At 61.7% G+C, this 17,317-nt stretch carries 14 protein-coding genes; 4 read left to right on the top strand and 10 right to left on the bottom strand.

Annotated features, from left to right (window positions below):
• Window positions 1–121: 121 nt before the first annotated feature.
• The 10 genes from ACZRN6_RS12165 to bioB form a co-directional block, all read right to left on the bottom strand.
• Complete coding sequence (locus ACZRN6_RS12165; protein ID WP_464008034.1) at window positions 122–1,900, bottom strand: acyl-CoA dehydrogenase C-terminal domain-containing protein; 1,779 nt, start codon at window positions 1,898–1,900, stop codon at window positions 122–124.
• A 122-nt stretch (window positions 1,901–2,022) separates the two neighbouring features.
• Window positions 2,023–3,807: an acyl-CoA dehydrogenase C-terminal domain-containing protein gene (locus ACZRN6_RS12160; RefSeq protein ID WP_464008033.1), complete on the bottom strand. Its 1,785-nt coding sequence runs from the start codon at window positions 3,805–3,807 to the stop codon at window positions 2,023–2,025.
• A gap of 90 nt (window positions 3,808–3,897) precedes the next feature.
• Window positions 3,898–5,187: a GGDEF domain-containing protein gene (locus ACZRN6_RS12155; RefSeq protein ID WP_322147975.1), complete on the bottom strand. Its 1,290-nt coding sequence runs from the start codon at window positions 5,185–5,187 to the stop codon at window positions 3,898–3,900.
• A 206-nt stretch (window positions 5,188–5,393) separates the two neighbouring features.
• Window positions 5,394–7,199 (bottom strand): phenylacyl-CoA dehydrogenase, encoded by a 1,806-nt coding sequence (locus ACZRN6_RS12150; RefSeq protein WP_322147977.1) that lies wholly within the window; start codon window positions 7,197–7,199, stop codon window positions 5,394–5,396.
• 331 nt (window positions 7,200–7,530) lie between these two features.
• A complete protein-coding gene (locus ACZRN6_RS12145; protein ID WP_010167428.1) occupies window positions 7,531–7,812 on the bottom strand; it encodes a hypothetical protein in 282 nt (93 codons plus the stop codon).
• A gap of 107 nt (window positions 7,813–7,919) precedes the next feature.
• Complete coding sequence (bioD, locus tag ACZRN6_RS12140; RefSeq protein ID WP_322147978.1) at window positions 7,920–8,600, bottom strand: dethiobiotin synthase; 681 nt, start codon at window positions 8,598–8,600, stop codon at window positions 7,920–7,922.
• Window positions 8,597–9,406, bottom strand: coding sequence for a malonyl-ACP O-methyltransferase BioC (gene bioC, locus ACZRN6_RS12135; protein WP_464008032.1), 810 nt, complete (start codon window positions 9,404–9,406; stop codon window positions 8,597–8,599). Before bioC ends, bioD begins: the two co-directional genes overlap by 4 nt.
• Complete coding sequence (locus tag ACZRN6_RS12130; RefSeq protein ID WP_322147980.1) at window positions 9,399–10,130, bottom strand: alpha/beta fold hydrolase; 732 nt, start codon at window positions 10,128–10,130, stop codon at window positions 9,399–9,401. Before ACZRN6_RS12130 ends, bioC begins: the two co-directional genes overlap by 8 nt.
• Window positions 10,123–11,301 carry an 8-amino-7-oxononanoate synthase gene (gene bioF, locus ACZRN6_RS12125; RefSeq protein ID WP_464008031.1) on the bottom strand — a complete coding sequence of 393 codons (1,179 nt, stop codon included), beginning with the start codon at window positions 11,299–11,301 and terminating at the stop codon, window positions 10,123–10,125. The genes ACZRN6_RS12130 and bioF overlap by 8 nt, the downstream gene beginning before the upstream one ends.
• 94 nt (window positions 11,302–11,395) lie before the next feature.
• Window positions 11,396–12,451, bottom strand: a complete 1,056-nt coding sequence (gene bioB / locus ACZRN6_RS12120; protein WP_003211072.1) for a biotin synthase BioB — start codon at window positions 12,449–12,451, stop codon at window positions 11,396–11,398.
• Window positions 12,452–12,541: 90 nt separating this feature from the next.
• Between bioB and ACZRN6_RS12115 the strand changes: the two genes are divergently transcribed.
• The 4 genes from ACZRN6_RS12115 (at window position 12,542) to ACZRN6_RS12100 (ending at window position 17,208) form a co-directional block, all read left to right on the top strand.
• Window positions 12,542–13,279, top strand: a complete 738-nt coding sequence (locus tag ACZRN6_RS12115; RefSeq protein WP_464008030.1) for a double zinc ribbon domain-containing protein — start codon at window positions 12,542–12,544, stop codon at window positions 13,277–13,279.
• Between the two features lie 57 nt (window positions 13,280–13,336).
• Entirely contained in the window at window positions 13,337–14,101 is a 765-nt protein-coding gene (locus tag ACZRN6_RS12110; protein WP_322147983.1) for a TOBE domain-containing protein, read from the top strand.
• A 71-nt stretch (window positions 14,102–14,172) separates the two neighbouring features.
• Entirely contained in the window at window positions 14,173–16,071 is a 1,899-nt protein-coding gene (locus ACZRN6_RS12105) for a PhoX family protein (RefSeq protein ID WP_464008029.1), read from the top strand.
• A 162-nt stretch (window positions 16,072–16,233) separates the two neighbouring features.
• Window positions 16,234–17,208 carry a serine/threonine protein kinase gene (locus tag ACZRN6_RS12100; RefSeq protein WP_177043214.1) on the top strand — a complete coding sequence of 325 codons (975 nt, stop codon included), beginning with the start codon at window positions 16,234–16,236 and terminating at the stop codon, window positions 17,206–17,208.
• Window positions 17,209–17,317: the final 109 nt, after the last annotated feature.

Raw genomic sequence — 17,317 nt, 5'->3', positions numbered from 1 at the left:
TGTTGCTTTGCGCTTCCTGCGCGACGTCCATGTGAAGTAGATTATCCGTGGATCCAATTTGGCGATAGAGGACGAATAGCAGCACGTCATGTAAGAGAATGCTTACATGCCCTCCAAGCCCCTAGAACAGTGCTTCATCCAGCAAAAACAGCGATTCACTACCGGCTTTTACCGAAGCGCTGAGGGACGCGATCCGCGGCAGCAAGCGGGCAAAGTAGAAGCGCGCAGTGCCCAGCTTGCTGGCATAGAAGTCTTCCTGAGCCTCTTTGCCCAATGCCGCCTTGGCCATCAGGGCCCACATGTAGGCATAGGCCATGTAGCCGAACGCGTGCAGGTATTCCACGGACGCCGCGCCGATTTCATTCGGATTCGACTTGGCGCGATCCAGCAGCCAGGCGGTCAACTCATCCAGATCATCCACCGCCACGTTCAGCGGCTTGGTGAACTCGGCCAGTTCGGCGCCAGCGGTGGCGGTGAAGTGGCGGATCTCGTCGGCGAACAGCGTGTAGAACGCCCCGCCACTGCCGACAATCTTGCGTCCCACCAGGTCCAGGGCCTGGATGCCGTTGGTGCCCTCGTAGATCTGGGTGATACGCACATCACGCACCAGTTGCTCCTGGCCCCATTCACGAATGTAGCCGTGGCCGCCAAAAACCTGCTGGCCGTGCACGGTGGTTTCCAGGCCCAGGTCGGTCAGGAACGCCTTGGCCACCGGGGTCAGCAGGGCAACCAGGTCGTCCGCACGTTTACGGGCCTTGGCGTCTTCGCTGAACTTGGCGGTATCGAGCTGCATCGCCACATAGGTGGAGAATGCGCGGCCACCTTCGTTCGAGGCTTTCATGGTCAGCAGCATGCGCCGCACGTCCGGGTGGACGATGATCGGGTCAGCCACCTTGTCCGTGGCTTTAGGGCCGGTGGGCGAACGGCTTTGCAGGCGGTCGCGGGCATACTCGATGGCGTTCTGATAAGAGCGCTCGCCGGAGGCCAGGCCTTGAATACCAACGCCCAGGCGCTCGTAGTTCATCATGGTAAACATTGCGGCCAGGCCACGGTTGGGCTCGCCCACCAGGTAGCCCACGGCTTCGTCGAAGTTCATCACGCACGTCGCGGAAGCCTGGATGCCCATCTTGTGTTCGATGGAGCCACAGGTCACCGGGTTGCGCACGCCCAGGCTGCCATCGGCATTGACCATGAACTTGGGCACCAGGAACAGCGAGATACCCTTGGGGCCCGCCGGCGCGTCCGGCAGCTTGGCCAGCACCAGGTGGATGATGTTGTCGGTGAGGTCGTGCTCGCCGCCGGTGATGAAGATCTTGGTACCGCTGATCTTGTAGGATCCGTCTGCCTGAGGCTCGGCCTTGGTGCGGATAATCCCCAGGTCGGTGCCCGCATGCGGCTCGGTCAGGCACATCGAACCGGCCCACACACCGGAGTACATATTCGGCAGGTAAGTGGCCTTGAGTTCTTCACTGGCGTGGGTGTTGATCGACACGCAGGCGCCAGAGGTCAGCATCGGGTACAAACCGAAGGCCAGGCCCGAGGAGTTGATCATCTCTTCAACCTGGGCCGACACCGCCTTGGGCATGCCCATGCCGCCGTAGGCCGGGTCACCACCTACACCCACCCAACCGCCTTCGGCGTAGGTTGTGTAGGCGGCCTTGAAACCGGCCGGGGTAAAGACTGCACCATTCTCCCAGCGGCAACCTTCTTCGTCGCCACCACGACTGAGCGGGGCGACGGTCTTGGAGGTGACTTTGCCGGCTTCCTCGAGGATCGCCTCAACGGTCTCGGCGTCGACGGTATCCGCCAGCGCTGGCAGTTGGGCCCAGAGCTTGGCCACCTCGAAAACTTCGTTGAGGACGAAGCGCATATCGCGCAGCGGCGCTTTGTAGTCAGCCATGGCAAACCTCGTGAGAACTTTAAAGTGATTCGGGCAGTGTCGGTTTTACAGACCCCGAGTGTACCCGAACAACTTTTGAGACACATAGGGTCTGATCATGACCAATTGGTATTTTACAGTCATTAAAGCGCAAACAGCTCCGCCGGCAGACTCATCAGGCACTCACTCCCCGCCTCCACCGCCGCCCGATGGGTGGCCGTGCGTGGCAACAGGCGCTTGAAGTAGAACTCGCAGGTGGCCAGCTTGGCCCGGTTGTAACCGGCATCACCGCGGGTGCTGTCCAACTGTTGTTGTGCCACCAGCGCCATGCGCAGCCACAGGTAGGCCAGGATGATGTAACCGCTGTACATCAGGTAATCCGACGCTGCGGCACCGACTTCGTCCGGGTTTTTCATGGCGGCCATGCCGACCTTTACCGTCAATTCGCCCCACTGCTGGTTCAACTCGTTGAGCTGCGCCACGTGGACCTTGAGTTGTGGATGTTCGGCGTTGGCTGCGCAGAACTTATGGACGATTTTGGTAAAGCCGCGCAGCAACTTGCCCTGGCTGCCGAGTACTTTTCGCCCAAGCAAGTCCAGCGCCTGGATACCATTGGTACCTTCATAAATCGGCGCAATCCGGCAATCGCGAACCAGTTGTTCCATGCCCCATTCACGAATGAAACCATGGCCGCCGAACACCTGCATGCCGTGGTTGGTCACCTCCAGCCCGGTCTCGGTCATAAAGGCTTTGCAGATCGGTGTGAGGAAGGCCAACAGGTCTTCGGCCTCCTGGCGCTGCCCCTCATCCGTACTCAAGTGCGCGGCATCGAGCAACTGTGCCGAGAAGTAGGTCAGTGCCCGGTTGCCTTCGTTGAAGGCTTTCATGGTCAACAACATGCGCCGCACATCCGGGTGGACGATGATCGGGTCGGCGGCTTTTTGCGGAGCCTTGGCACCCGTCAGTGAACGCATCTGCAAGCGGTCGTTGGCGTACTTGATCGCGCCCTGGAAGCTTGCTTCACCCAGGCAAAGGCCCTGCATCCCGGTACCCAGCCGCGCATGGTTCATCATGGTGAACATGCAGTTGAGGCCTTTGTTCGCCTCACCGATCAAAAAGCCCCGTGCGCCATCGAAGTTCAGCACACACGTGGCCGACGCCTTGATGCCCATCTTGTGCTCGATGGCGCCACAGCTCATCGCGTTGCGCTCACCGGAGTCGGCGTGGAATTTAGGCACGATAAACAGCGAAATACCCTTGGTCCCGGCCGGTGCGTCCGGCAGCTTGGCCAGCACCAAGTGGATGATGTTTTCACTCATGTCGTGCTCGCCGGCCGAGATGAATATCTTGCTGCCGGTGATGGCGTAGCTACCGTCTGCCTGAGGTACGGCGCGGGTTTTGATCAGCCCCAGGTCGGTGCCGCAATGGGCTTCGGTCAGGCACATGGTGCCGGTCCACTGGCCGGCGGTGAGTTTGCCCAGGTAGGTGGTTTTCTGCTCCTCGGTGCCGTGGGCGTGGATCGCCGACATCGCACCGTGGGTCAGCCCGGGGTACATGCCCCAGGATGTGTTGCTCGAAGAAATCATCTCCGCGAGCACCAGGCCCAGGGACATGGGCAAGCCTTGCCCGCCGTAGGCCGGGTCTGCCGCCAAACCGTGCCAGCCGCCTTCCACATACTGGGCAAAGGCTTCCTTGAAGCCCTTGGGTGTGGTCACCACACCGTTGTCGAAGTGGCAGCCTTCTTCATCGCCGGAGCGGTTCAACGGCGCCAAGACGTTCTCGCAAAACTTCGCGCCTTCTTCGAGGATTGCGCCAACCATGTCCGGGCTGGCGTCGGTGGCACCCAGCGCTGCGTAGTGGCCGTGGAAATCAAAGACGTGATCGATCAAAAAGCGCATGTCGCGCAAGGGAGCTTTATAGTCAGGCATGGCAATGTCTCCGGCAGCAGATGCCTTCAACCTACTGCCGCAGGGCCCACCAGACAATCACTGTAGGGCCGCTGAATACACCACCATCACTCAACCGGCAGCAGTGTCCATACGCACCGCGCCCCGCCGGCTTTGCCCAGCGGCCACCACACAGTTACGCCCGGCGCCCTTGGCGCTGTACAGCGCCTGGTCGGCAGATTTGAGCACTTCTTCGGGCGTGCGCTGCTCGGCCTGGCGCTCGGCCACGCCAATGCTGACGGTCACCGACACACTGGAAGCGCCATTGCCTACACGACGTTGCCGGCCCTGCTGGTCGTCGTGGGGGCGATCGGGGTTACGCAATTTGATGTCGTAGTTGGCGATGATTTCGCGGATATCTTCCAGGTGCGGCAGGCATTCATCCAGGGTCTTGCCGGCGAACACCACGGCAAACTCTTCACCGCCATACCGGTAAGCCCGGCCGCCGCCGTTGACCTTGGACAGCTTGCTCGCCACCAGGCGCAACACCTGGTCGCCCACGTCGTGGCCGTGGGTATCGTTGAAACGCTTGAAGTGATCGACGTCGCCCATGGCCAGCACATAGTTGCGCCCCAGGCGTTGCATGCGCTCATTGAGCGCGCGGCGCCCCGGCAGGCCGGTCAGCTCGTCACGGAAGGCCATTTGATAAGCCTCATGCGCCACACCGGCGGCAATCATCAGCATCACCTGGCTGCACATGATGTTCAGCGTGAACGGCAGGATGAAAGTCTGTGGCAACATCCAGAACAACCCCAGCAGCCCTACCAGTTGTGCCGCGTGCAGCGGCCTTGGCTGATACCAGTACTGCGCGGCCAGGGTGACAAAACCAATCAGGAACATCGGGTAGGACAGCTGGATCAGGCTCATCCACCGGCCATGCAAGGCGGGCCAGCGAATCTCCGCCAACCAGCTTAACAACGCCTGGGGAAAACTTTGCTCAAGGGCCAAGGCCACGCTGCCTATTGCGAACAGCACCGCGCAACGTGCGACGAAATCGCGAAACAGGTGGGTTTTTTCCTGCCAGACCGCATAGATGCCGAACAGCAGCGGCAACAACAGACAACACAGGTGGAACACCACGGCGGCGTCTTCCCGGACACTCCCGTGGTCGCGGTAGTAATCGGTCTGGGTATCCAGCAGGAAATAGACCACGTAGACCGTGAGCATCAGGAACAGCTCACGCTGGCGGCGGTAGACCGCGCAGTACGAGCCGCCCAGCAGCAACACCAGGGTCGGCAGCACGTTGAACAGCGAGGTGAAGAACACATTGAGATCCTTCACGTACGCAGCCGAGAGCCCCGCCAGCAGCAACAGCAGTGAAGGTAAAAAATGACTGAAACGTACAGCAGACGCACGCGACAAGGGTAAAGCTCCGACCCACTAAAAAAGATGGCACAGTGCCTTCACTGATCACAGTTAAGCACATTCGATGTGATGCGTATCACATTGCCATCACTTTAACGGCCGCACGGCGCAATCCCTGAGTGCGGTACTGTGGTTTTTTATCGCGCAAAAAAAAACCGCCGCTCCCGAAGGCGCGGCGGCTTTTGCAGTGAACCCGCCGAGGCTTAGTAGCCCAGGTCGAAGTTCTCTTCTTTCATGTCCATCAGGTTGTTGGCGCCCGACAGCATGGTTGCAACGTGGGTGCGGGTACGCGGCAGGATGCGCTGGAAGTAGAAGCGCGCAGTCTGCAGCTTGGCGGTGTAGAAGCCTTCTTCGGTGGTGCCGGCAGCCAGTTTCTCGGCGGCCAGGCGGGCCATGTCGGCCCAGAAGTACGCCAGGCAGGCGTAGCCGGAGTACATCAGGTAATCCACCGAAGCGGCACCGACTTCTTCACGGTCCTTCATGGCCGCCATGCCGACCTTCATGGTCAACTCGCCCCACTCTTTGTTCAGTGCAGCCAACGGTGCAACGAACTCTTGCACGGCTTCGTTACCTTCGTTGGCCTGGCAGAACTTGTGGACGATCTTGGTAAAGCCTTTCAGCGCTTCGCCTTGGGTCATCAACACTTTACGGCCCAGCAGGTCCAAGGCCTGGATGCCGGTGGTGCCTTCGTACAGCATCGAAATGCGGCTGTCGCGAACGTTCTGCTCCATGCCCCACTCAGCGATGAAGCCGTGACCGCCGTAGATTTGCACGCCGTGGTTGGCGGACTCAAAACCGACTTCGGTCATGAACGCCTTGGCGATCGGGGTCATGAACGCCAGCAGTGCGTCAGCCTGTTTCTTGGCTTCGTCGTCGGTGCCGTACTTGACCACGTCAACCTGCTTGGCGGTGAAGTACACCATTGCGCGGTTGCCTTCGGCGAAGGCTTTCATGGTCAGCAGCATGCGGCGCACGTCGGGGTGCACGATGATCGGGTCGGCGGCCTTGTCCGGCGCTTTCGGGCCAGTCAGCGAACGCATTTGCAGGCGGTCACGGGCATATTTGAGGCCGCCCTGGAAGCCGATTTCGGCGTGGGACAGGCCTTGCAGCGCGGTGCCCAAGCGAGCGGTGTTCATAAAGGTGAACATGCAGTTCAGGCCTTTGTTCGCCGGGCCAATCAGGAAACCAGTGGCCGCGTCGAAGTTCATCACGCAGGTGGCGTTGCCGTGGATGCCCATCTTGTGTTCCAGGGAACCACACGACACTGCGTTGCGCTCACCAATTGCACCGTCTGCGTTGGGTACGAACTTTGGAACGATGAACAGCGAAATGCCTTTGGTGCCAGCCGGTGCGTCCGGCAGGCGGGCCAGCACGATGTGGACGATGTTGTCGGCCATGTCGTGTTCACCGGCCGAGATGAAGATCTTGGTGCCCGAAACCTTGTAGGAACCATCAGCCTGAGGCTCGGCCTTGGTACGCAGCATGCCCAGGTCGGTGCCGCAGTGCGGCTCGGTGAGGCACATGGTGCCGGTCCACTCGCCCGACACCAGTTTGGTCAGGTAAGCGTCCTGCTGTTCCGGGGTGCCGTGCTCGGAAATGGTGTTCATCGCGCCATGGGACAGGCCCGGGTACATGCCCCACGACCAGTTGGCTTCGCCGACCATTTCGCTGACCGCCAGGCCCAGGGATTCCGGCAGGCCTTGGCCGCCGTGCGCCACATCGTGCGCCAGGCTCGGCCAGCCGCCTTCAACGAACTGTTTGTAGGCTTCCTTGAAACCGGTAGGGGTCTTAACGCCCGACTCGCTCCAGGTGCAACCTTCGATGTCACCCACGCGGTTCAGCGGTGCCAGTACCTGCTCACAGAACTTGGCGCCTTCTTCGAGAATGGCGTCAACCATGTCCGGGGTAGCGTCCTGGCAAGCCGGCAGGCTCTGATAATGCGCTTCATAGCCAAGCAGTTCGTCACGAACGAAGCGAATATCACGCAAGGGGGCCTTGTAGTCAGGCATAGCGATAAACCTCTGCTGATGTATCTGGGATGAACAACCGCGTGGATGTGTTGTGGCGGTCAAACAGTTGTTTGAAACATACGTTTACGACCAATCCTTGTCAAGCGTCGCGCAAATGCCGTTTGTCATGACGCAGGTCAACGTCAGGCACGGCGAGGCCTGCAGCGAAACGCCGCATGGGGTTGCAAGGGTTTAGAAAGAATTGAGGGTGACGGGGATCAGAGTGGGAGCTGGCTTGCCTGCGATGCAGGCGCCACGGTGCTTCAGGAGGATTGGGGCGACGCTATCGCAGGCAAGCCAGCTTCCACAGAGAAGCTGGCGAGCGCAATTTTCAAGCGTAGGTATCGATCAACGTACCGAGCATTTCGTCGGAAGCCTTGGCCACTTTGGCGCCCAGTTCTACCTGGAACTTGCCTTGGGCCATCTCGACCATATTGCTCGCCGAGTTGCTTGCCTGATTGGCGTCTACCGAACGCAGACGATCATTTTGCGCGTCCGAAGGCTGGGTAGTGGCGGCGCTGGCGATCTTGCCGGCGGCCTGGTCGACACGGTTCTGCCCGGTCTGAATCGCGCTCAGGCCCGAGTAAAACGCACTGCTACCAGAGATTTCCATGGCGTGAACCTGCCTGTTAGAGAATCGTGAACTGTTATTGAAGCAGACATACCGGCAAAACGCCCGTCAAAAACACTAATGGCATAATGCCTTATTGATAGGCAAAACTAGTCAAGCAGGTCCAACTGCAAGTACTCGGCAACCGCTTCGGCGCTGGGGTGCTTGAGCTTCGGCACCCGCCCCAGGCATGGTGCGGGCAGCCGTTCCGCCAGGGTCGCGAGGTTTTCTTCCAGACGAGAGGTCTTGGGGTCGATGATATTCGCCACCCAGCCCGCCAGCGGCAGACCGTCCCGGGCGATGGCTTCGGCGGTCAGTAGCGCATGGCTGATACAGCCCAGCCGCACGCCCACCACCAGGATCACCGGCAGCTTCAGCGCCTGGGCCAGGTCCGACAAGTTGTCCTGATCGGCCAATGGCACGCGCCAACCGCCTGCGCCTTCAATCAGGGTGAAGTCTGCCTGCTTGGCCAGAATATGCTGCATGGGCTTCAACAACGACTGCACCGTCAGCGCCACACCGGCTTCGCGGGCCGCCAGATGCGGTGCGATGGCCGGCTCAAACGCCACCGGGTTGACCTCGGCATAGGTCAAGGGCAACGAACACTCAGCCAGCAACGCCAGGGCATCCGAATTGCGCAGGCCCTTGGGCGTCAGCTGGCAGCCCGAGGCCACCGGCTTGCCCGCCGCGGTGCTCTTGCCGGCTTGCCGCGCGGCATGTAGCAGGCCGGCGGCGACGGTGGTCTTGCCGACGTCGGTGTCGGTCCCCGTGATGAAGTAAGCGGCACTCATAGAGGTTTCTCCAGGACGGCGTACACCACTTGATAGGTCGCCGGCAGGCCCTGGGCCTGGCGGAACTGCTCGTAGGCTTGCACCAGTGCAACAATCCGCGCCCGCCCCGTCAAGCCTCCGGGGCGCCCGGGGTTCAGATTGTGTGCACCCAAGGCTTTCAATTCATGGGTCAGGCTGCGCACGTCGGGGTAGTGCAGCACATGAGGACACTGCTCCAGGCTACGCACCCGCAAGCCACTGGCCGCGCACAGCTGCTCATAAGCACTGAACGGCCGGAAGCGGTTCACGTGAACCATGCCATCCGCCGCGCGCCAGCTTTCGCGCAACTCATCCAGCGTGCCCACGCACAGGCTGGCAAACGCCAGTATGCCGCCGGGCTGCAATACCCGCCGCGCTTCGCTGAGTACGGCCGCAAAGTCCGAGCACCACTGCACCGCCAAGCTGGAGTAGATCAGCCCGCAACTGGCGTCCTGCAACGGTAAACGCTCGGCATCGCCGGCGATGAAATACTGCGCACCGCCCATGGGCCGAGCGTGGTTGAGCATGCCCTCGGCGATATCCAGGGCCAAACCCTGGCTGTTGGGAAGTGACTGGCCCAACACACGGCTGAAATAGCCCGTACCGCAGCCCAGGTCCAGCCAGCGCTGTGGCGAAATACCGTCGGGCACACGTCGTAGCAACTCGTGACCCACCGCACGCTGCAGCTCGGCAACACTGTCGTAACTGGCGGCTGCGCGGGAAAAGGAGGCTGCCACCTGGCGCTTGTCTGGCAAGCCGCCCGGTAATACATGGGACAAATCAGTCATCACCGCACTCATGCAAAAAAGCCTGGATGGCCCCCGCTACACCGTGGGGGTCCTCCAGTAGAAAAGCGTGACCGGCCTGTTCAATCAGGCCGATTTCAACGTCAGGCAACAAGGCGAACAACTCACTGGCCACTTCAGCCGGAACCAGCCCGTCTAGCCCGGCAAACAGATGCAACTGCGGCCCTTGAAAGTCGACCAACGCCTGACGGGTGTCCAATCGGCCCAACAGTTCCAGACCACTGAGCAAGGTCTGCGCGGTGGTTTTAGGGGCACCCGCCAGCAATAGCCGAGCAAGTGATCGGGGATCGCTGGAACCCCGGGCGCAAAGCAGACTGAAGCGTTTTAACGTCGCAACCGGATCAAGGCGGCAACCGTTAAGAAACGCAATAAAATCCTCTTCGTGCATGCCATGGTCCCAGCGAGACCAGGCCACGAAGCTTGCGTTGCTGGCAAAGGTGAGCAAACCGCAACAATGATCACCGCGCCGGGCGGCCAACTCGGCAGCAAGCATGCCGCCGAGGGACCAACCACCCAGCCAGACGTCTTGGGGCAAGGTCGAATCCAGCTCATCGAGCCACTCTTGAAGGTCGTCCGACTCCACGTCCGGCAACGGTTCGATCTGCACCTGCAAATGCTCATCCAAGCCCTGCAACGCCGCCGCCAACGGTTCCAGCGGCGAAACGCCGAGGCCCCAGCCAGGCAGCAATATCAGTCGATCACGCATGGTCGGGCTCCTGGCCTAACAAGCGGAAACACTCTTCCAATGCGTTTAACAATAGCTGCACCTGGGCTTCGCTGTGGGCCGCCGTCAGGGTCACCCGCAGGCGGGCGCTGCCGGCGGGCACGGTTGGCGGGCGGATCGCAGTTACCATCAGCCCGCGCTCGCGCAGCATCTGCGACAAACGCACGGCACGGGCGCTGTTACCAATCATGATTGGCTGGATCGGCGTGAAACTGTCCATCAACTCCAGACCAATCTGCTCGGCGCCCTGGCGGAACTGGCGGATCAGCCCGTTCAAATGTTCACGTCGCCAATGCTCGGTGCGCAGCAGTTCCAGGCTCTTCAACGTGGCGCAGGCCAGCGCGGGCGGTTGGCTGGTGGTGTAGATGTACGGGCGGGCGAACTGGATCAGGCTTTCGATCAGCTCTTCGCTGCCCGCCACAAATGCGCCGGCGGTACCGAAGGCCTTGCCGAGGGTGCCGACCAGCACCGGCACATCTTCCAGGCTCAAGCCAAAATGCTCGACGATCCCACCACCGTTGGCGCCCAAAGGCCCGAAGCCATGGGCGTCATCCACCATCAGCCACGCACCCTTGGCACGGGCTTCACGGGCCAGCGCCGGCAGGTCAGCCAGGTCGCCGTCCATGCTGAACACGCCGTCGGTCACCACCAGCGTATTGCCAGTGGCTTTCTCCAGGCGCTTGGCCAGGCTGACGGCGTCGTTGTGCAGATAACGGTTGAAGCGCGCGCCGGAGAGCAAACCGGCATCCAGCAATGAGGCGTGGTTAAGGCGGTCTTCCAGCACCGTATCGCCCTGCCCCACCAGCGCCGTGACGGCTCCGAGGTTGGCCATGTAACCAGTGGTGAACAGCAGCGCCCGCGGGCGCCCGGTGAGGTCGGCCAGGGCCTCTTCCAGTTCATGGTGCGGCGTGCTGTGGCCGATCACCAGATGCGAAGCGCCGCCACCCACGCCCCAGCGAGCCGCGCCCGCGCGCCAGGCTTCAATCACTTGCGGGTGATTGGCCAGGCCCAGGTAATCGTTGTTGCAGAACGCCAGCAACGGCTGGCCGTCGACCACCACTTCAGGGCCTTGCGGGCTCTGCAGCAGTGGACGTTGGCGATACAGGTGTTCGGCACGACGAACCGCAAGACGCGCGGCGAGATCGAAAGACATGCAGACCTCGGTTAAGCAGGCTGAACGCGGTCAACCCTGTGGGAGCTGGCTTGCCAGCTCCCACACTGGATCGCACTTCGGCAGGAGAAATGGCTTAAACAGCAGCGTTGTAAAACTGCTCGCTGCTCTTCTGTTCCACCAATGCCTGCTCGATCGCCGCCTGGTGCACTTCATCGGCGTGCTCTTCGCGGGCCTCCGGCAAGATGCCCAGGCGCGAGAACAGCTGCATGTCTTTATCCGCCTGCGGGTTGGCGGTGGTCAGCAGTTTGTCGCCGTAGAAAATCGAGTTGGCGCCAGCAAAGAATGCCAGGGCCTGCATCTGCTCGTTCATCGCCTCACGCCCGGCCGACAGCCGCACATGGGACTGCGGCATCAGGATGCGCGCCACCGCCAGCATGCGGATGAAGTCGAACGGGTCGATGTCGTCGGCGTTTTCCAGCGGCGTACCGGCCACTTTCACCAGCATGTTGATCGGCACCGATTCCGGATGCTCCGGCAGGTTGGCCAGCTGGATCAGCAGGTTGGCGCGGTCATCAAGGGACTCGCCCATGCCGAGGATGCCGCCAGAGCAGATCTTCATCCCCGAATCCCGTACGTACGCCAGGGTTTGCAGGCGCTCGCCATAGGTACGGGTGGTGATGATCGAGCCGTAGAACTCCGGCGACGTATCAAGGTTGTGGTTGTAGTAGTCGAGGCCGGCCTGGGCCAGGGCTTCGGTCTGGTCCTGGTCGAGGCGGCCGAGGGTCATGCAGGTTTCCAGGCCCATGGCCTTCACGCCTTTGACCATTTCCAGCACGTAGGGCATGTCTTTGGCCGATGGATGCTTCCAGGCAGCGCCCATGCAGAAACGTGTCGAGCCGATGGCCTTGGCGCGAGCGGCCTCTTCGAGGACCTTCTGCACCTCCATCAGCTTCTCTTTTTCCAGGCCCGTGTTGTAGTGGCCCGACTGCGGACAATATTTGCAATCTTCCGGGCAAGCGCCGGTCTTGATCGACAGCAGGGTGGAAACCTGGACGCGGTTGGCGTCGAAATGCGCGCGGTGCACGGTCTGCGCCTGAAACAACAGGTCATTGAAGGGCTGCACGAACAGCGCTTTGACTTCGGCTAAAGACCAATCGTGACGCAGGTTGGCAGTGATGCTGGCGCTCATGGGCGATTCCTTGATTATGCTTTGGCAAGCCCTGCAGGGAGTAATACCCACAGGCACGACACGGATGCTCGGCATATTTAAGGAAGATTCATGCACTGTCAACTTGAGAACAAACACGAGGTTTACATCTGGTCAAAAAACAACCAAATCTGTTTAGTCTGCGACGAAAGCAGCGAAACAGCCCATTCCATCTGCAACGTCTGCGAAACCGAGCTGCCCTGGCTGATGGATCACTGTGAAGTGTGCGCGCTGCCGCTGCCCATGGCAGGTCTGGTGTGTGGCCAATGCCTCAAGCAACCACCCGCGTTTAAACAGGTGGTTGCACCCTGGTCCTACAGCTTTCCCGTCGACAGCCTGATCAGCCGTTTCAAGCATCCGGCCCGCTGGCCACTGGGGCATTTGCTCGCGCACCTGTTGGGGCAATTCCTGCAACACCGTTATGAAGATGCCGGGCTGGCGCGCCCCGACTGCCTGCTGCCCGTGCCTCTGGCCCGCAAGCGCCTACGAGAACGGGGTTACAACCAGGCGGCAATGCTCGCGCGCTGGTTGAGCAAGGACTTGAACATTCCTTACGATGAACACCTGCTGTTACGGCCTCATGAAACCTTGGCACAGCAGGACCTGGACGCCAAGACCCGCCAGCGCAACCTGCTCCAGGCCTTTGCCTTGACGGACGGCGCCCAGGTTAAAGGCCGCCACCTGGCGCTGGTCGACGACGTACTCACCACCGGCGCCACCGCCAATAGCCTCGCCCGGCTGTTGATGGGCGCCGGTGCCCGCCAGGTCGATGTGTATTGCCTGGCGCGTACGCCCAAGCCGGGCACATGACTTGACTCGGCGGCGCCCTGCCCGCAACGTCTGCCCATTCCCTTGAAGCGTGTAACCATGTCCCTGCCAACCCTCTTGAGCCAACACATCGTCCGTCGCCCCCAGCGCATTGCGCTGCTGCAACACATTGCCGAACAGGGCTCCATCACCCGCGCGGCCAAGAGCGCAGGCTTGAGCTACAAAGCGGCGTGGGACGCCATCGACGAGCTGAATAACCTGGCGCAAAAGCCCCTGGTGCAGCGCAGCGTCGGCGGCAAGGGCGGTGGTGGCGCCAAGCTGACGGCCGAAGGCGAACGGGTGCTGCGCCTTTACCAGCGCCTGCAAGTGTTGCAAGCCCAGGTGCTGGACTCTGCCGAAGACGCCAGCGACTTCAACCTGCTGGGCCGCCTGATGCTGCGCACCAGCGCACGCAACCAGTTGCACGGCCGGGTCATTGCCGTGGACAACCATGGCCGCAATGACCTGATTCGGTTGGAGCTGGCCGCCGGGCTCACCCTGGATGCACAGATCACCCACGACAGCACGTTGCGCCTGGAGCTGGAGATTGGCACCGAAGTCGTTGCCCTGATCAAAGCCGGCTGGCTCGAAGTGCTGGCTGCCTCGCAACCAGCAACACCTGGACACAATTGCCAGGAAGGAAAAATCGAGGCCATTCTCGACGCCGAAGACGGCCCCAGCGAGGTCCGCATCACCCTGCCCAATGGCCAGGTTTTATGTGCCTTGGCCCAGCCCCACGCGCTTGCGCAGATCGGCGCCACCGAAGGCCTGCAGGTGAAGGTGCAGTTTTCCCCCAGCAACGTACTGCTGGGCACCCCGGTGTAACGCTTCAAACTGCAACAATTTCGTCACGACCGCTCCCTAAGGTGGCTGCAAAAACCCGCAGGGAGCCTGAAATGAGCCTATTAGAAGAAAACCAAGCCACCGACCTGGAACAGATGGTCGGCCTCACCCGCCGGCGTTTTATCGGCGCCGGCGCCCTGTGCGGTGCGGCGATGTTCCTCGGCGGCAACCTGCTGACCCGCAGCGCCCAGGCGGTGAGTGCCGCCTCAAACAGTCCCTTGCTGGGTTTCACCAGCATTGCCTCTGCCACCAGTGACACCATCACCCTGCCGCCTGGCTACAGCGCTTCGGTGCTGATCAGTTGGGGCCAGCCGCTGCACAAAAACGCGCCGGCCTTCGACCCCAGCGGCAACGGCACGGCCAAGGCCCAGGAACAACAGTTCGGCGACAACAACGACGGCATGAGCCTGTTCGCCTTCCCCGGTGACGACAACCGCGCGCTGATGGCGATCAACAACGAATACACCAACTACCGCTACCTCTACGCCCACGGCGGCGCGCCGCAATCGGCTGAAGACGTGCGCAAGGCGCTGGCCAGCGAAGGCGTGTCGGTGATCGAAGTGCGGCGCAAAGGCGACACCTGGCAGTTCGTCCAGGATTCGCGCTACAACCGGCGCATCCACGGCAACTCACCCATCCGCTTCGGCGGCCCTGCGGCGGGCCATGCCTGGCTGAAAACCAGCGCCGACAAAACCAGCAAAAAAGTCCTCGGCACCTTCCAGAACTGCGCCAACGGCAAGACCCCATGGGGCACCTACCTGACCTGCGAAGAAAACTTCACCGACTGCTTCGGCAGCAGCAACCCGCAACAGGCGTTCGATGCCGGGCAGAAACGCTACGGCGTAGTGGCCGCGAGCAAAGACATCAACTGGCACCCGCACGACCCGCGCTTCGACATGGCCAAGAACCCCAACGAACTCAACCGCCATGGCTGGGTGGTGGAAATCGACCCGTTCGACCCGCAATCCACCCCGGTGAAACGCACCGCCCTGGGCCGCTTCAAGCACGAAAACGCCGCCCTGGCGCAAACCCGCGACGGCCGCGCCGTGGTGTACATGGGCGACGACGAGCGCGGCGAGTTCATCTACAAGTTCATCAGCCGCGACAAGATCAATCACAAGAACCCCAAGGCCAACAAGGACCTGCTGGACCACGGCACCTTGTACGTGGCGATCTTCGACGCGGGCGACGGCAATGCCGACCATCCCAAGGGCCAGGGCCAATGGGTCGAACTGACCCACGGCAAGAACGGCATCGACGCCGGCACGGGGTTCACCAGCCAGGCCGAAGTGCTGATTCATGCACGCCTGGCTGCCAGCGTAGTGAAAGCCACCCGCATGGACCGCCCGGAATGGATCGTGGTCAGCCCCACCGACGGCCAGGTGTATTGCACCCTGACCAACAACGCCAAGCGCGGTGAAGATGGCCAGCCGGCAGGCGGCCCGAACCCGCGGGAGAAAAACGTCTACGGGCAGATCCTGCGCTGGAAAGCCAATGCCGACGATCACGGCGCGCCGGACTTCAACTGGGACCTGTTTGTGGTGGCCGGCAATCCGACCGTGCACGCCGGGACGCCAAAGGGCGGCTCGTCTAACATCAACCCGCAGAACATGTTCAACAGCCCGGACGGCCTGGGCTTCGACAAGGCCGGGCGGTTGTGGATCCTCACCGATGGCGACTACAGCAATGGCGGCGACTTTGCCGGCATGGGCAACAACCAGATGCTGTGTGCAGACCCTGCGACCGGTGAGATTCGCCGGTTCATGGTGGGGCCGGTGGCCTGTGAAGTGACCGGGATCAGCTTTTCGCCGGACCAGAAAACCCTGTTTGTGGGGATCCAGCATCCGGGGGAAACCGGTGGCTCGACCTGGCCGGAACACCTGCCGAATGGCAAGCCACGGTCCTCGGTGATGGCGATTCGTCGGGATGATGGCGGGGTCGTCGGCGCCTGATAAGGCGCCATCGCGGGCAAGCCCGGCTCCCACAGTTGCCCGAGTACTCCTGTGGGAGCCGGGCTTGCCCGCGATGGCGGACTAACAGTCACCACCTATCTCGACCCCGGTGCGTTACCATACCCGGCCGGACGCGGCGCCCTGCTGCGCGCAGGAGTTCGCATGGCACACCCGTTTGAAACACTGACCCCTGACCTGGTGCTCGACGCTGTCGAAAGCATCGGTTTCCTCAGCGACGCCCGCATCCTCGCGCTCAACAGCTACGAAAACCGTGTGTACCAGGTCGGCATCGAAGACTCCGAGCCCCTGATCGCCAAGTTCTACCGGCCCCAGCGCTGGACCAACGAAGCGATCCTCGAAGAACACAGCTTTACCTTCGAACTGGCCGAGTGCGAAGTGCCGGTGGTGGCGCCGATGATTCACAACGGCGAAAGCCTGTTCGAACACGCCGGTTTCCGCTTCACCCTGTTCCCGCGCCGGGGTGGCCGCGCGCCGGAGCCGGGCAACCTCGACCAGCTGTATCGCCTCGGCCAGTTGCTGGGGCGCCTGCACGCAGTGGGCTCCACGCGCCCCTTCGAACACCGTGAAGCCCTGGGCGTGAAGAATTTTGGTCACGATTCGCTGAACACGCTGCTGGAAGGAAATTTCATTCCCAAGAGCCTGCTGCCGGCCTACGAGTCCGTGGCCCGCGACCTGCTCAAGCGGGTGGAGGAGGTCTACAAGGCCACGCCCCACAAGAACATCCGCATGCACGGCGATTGCCACCCCGGCAACATGATGTGCCGCGACGAGATGTTTCACATCGTCGACCTCGACGACTGCCGCATGGGCCCCGCCGTCCAGGACCTGTGGATGATGCTCGCCGGTGACCGCCAGGAGTGCCTGGGGCAGCTGTCGGAACTGATGGACGGCTACCAGGAGTTCCACGACTTCGACCCGCGCGAGCTGGCCCTGATCGAACCGCTGCGCGCCCTGCGCCTGATGCACTACAGCGCGTGGCTCGCACGGCGCTGGGACGACCCGGCGTTCCCCCACAGCTTTCCGTGGTTTGGCAGCGAACGTTACTGGGGCGACCAGGTGCTGGCGTTGCGCGAGCAGTTGTCGGCGCTCAATGAAGAACCCTTGAAACTGTTCTAACGCACACCACAATCCCCTGTAGGAGCTGGCTTGCCAGCGATGCAAGCGCCTCGGTGTATCAGTGGAGCCTAGGTGAAGCCATCCCCGGCAAGCCAGCTCCTACAGAAAA

The sequence above is a fragment of the Pseudomonas sp. A125 genome (genome assembly GCF_055409485.1).
This window is presented reverse-complemented; position numbering and strand designations above follow the sequence as displayed.

Excerpts from the sequence above, each read along its gene's own strand:
- ACZRN6_RS12165 (WP_464008034.1), bottom strand. The coding sequence starts at position 1,900 with ATGGCTGACTACAAAGCGCCGCTGCGCGATATGCGCTTCGTCCTCAAC.
- ACZRN6_RS12160 (WP_464008033.1), bottom strand. The coding sequence starts at position 3,807 with ATGCCTGACTATAAAGCTCCCTTGCGCGACATGCGCTTTTTGATCGAT.
- ACZRN6_RS12150 (WP_322147977.1), bottom strand. The coding sequence starts at position 7,199 with ATGCCTGACTACAAGGCCCCCTTGCGTGATATTCGCTTCGTTCGTGAC.
- ACZRN6_RS12145 (WP_010167428.1), bottom strand. The coding sequence starts at position 7,812 with ATGGAAATCTCTGGTAGCAGTGCGTTTTACTCGGGCCTGAGCGCGATT.
- bioD (WP_322147978.1), bottom strand. The coding sequence starts at position 8,600 with ATGAGTGCCGCTTACTTCATCACGGGGACCGACACCGACGTCGGCAAG.
- bioC (WP_464008032.1), bottom strand. The coding sequence starts at position 9,406 with ATGACTGATTTGTCCCATGTATTACCGGGCGGCTTGCCAGACAAGCGC.
- ACZRN6_RS12130 (WP_322147980.1), bottom strand. The coding sequence starts at position 10,130 with ATGCGTGATCGACTGATATTGCTGCCTGGCTGGGGCCTCGGCGTTTCG.
- bioF (WP_464008031.1), bottom strand. The coding sequence starts at position 11,301 with ATGTCTTTCGATCTCGCCGCGCGTCTTGCGGTTCGTCGTGCCGAACAC.
- bioB (WP_003211072.1), bottom strand. The coding sequence starts at position 12,451 with ATGAGCGCCAGCATCACTGCCAACCTGCGTCACGATTGGTCTTTAGCC.
- ACZRN6_RS12115 (WP_464008030.1), top strand. The coding sequence starts at position 12,542 with ATGCACTGTCAACTTGAGAACAAACACGAGGTTTACATCTGGTCAAAA.
- ACZRN6_RS12110 (WP_322147983.1), top strand. The coding sequence starts at position 13,337 with ATGTCCCTGCCAACCCTCTTGAGCCAACACATCGTCCGTCGCCCCCAG.
- ACZRN6_RS12105 (WP_464008029.1), top strand. The coding sequence starts at position 14,173 with ATGAGCCTATTAGAAGAAAACCAAGCCACCGACCTGGAACAGATGGTC.
- ACZRN6_RS12100 (WP_177043214.1), top strand. The coding sequence starts at position 16,234 with ATGGCACACCCGTTTGAAACACTGACCCCTGACCTGGTGCTCGACGCT.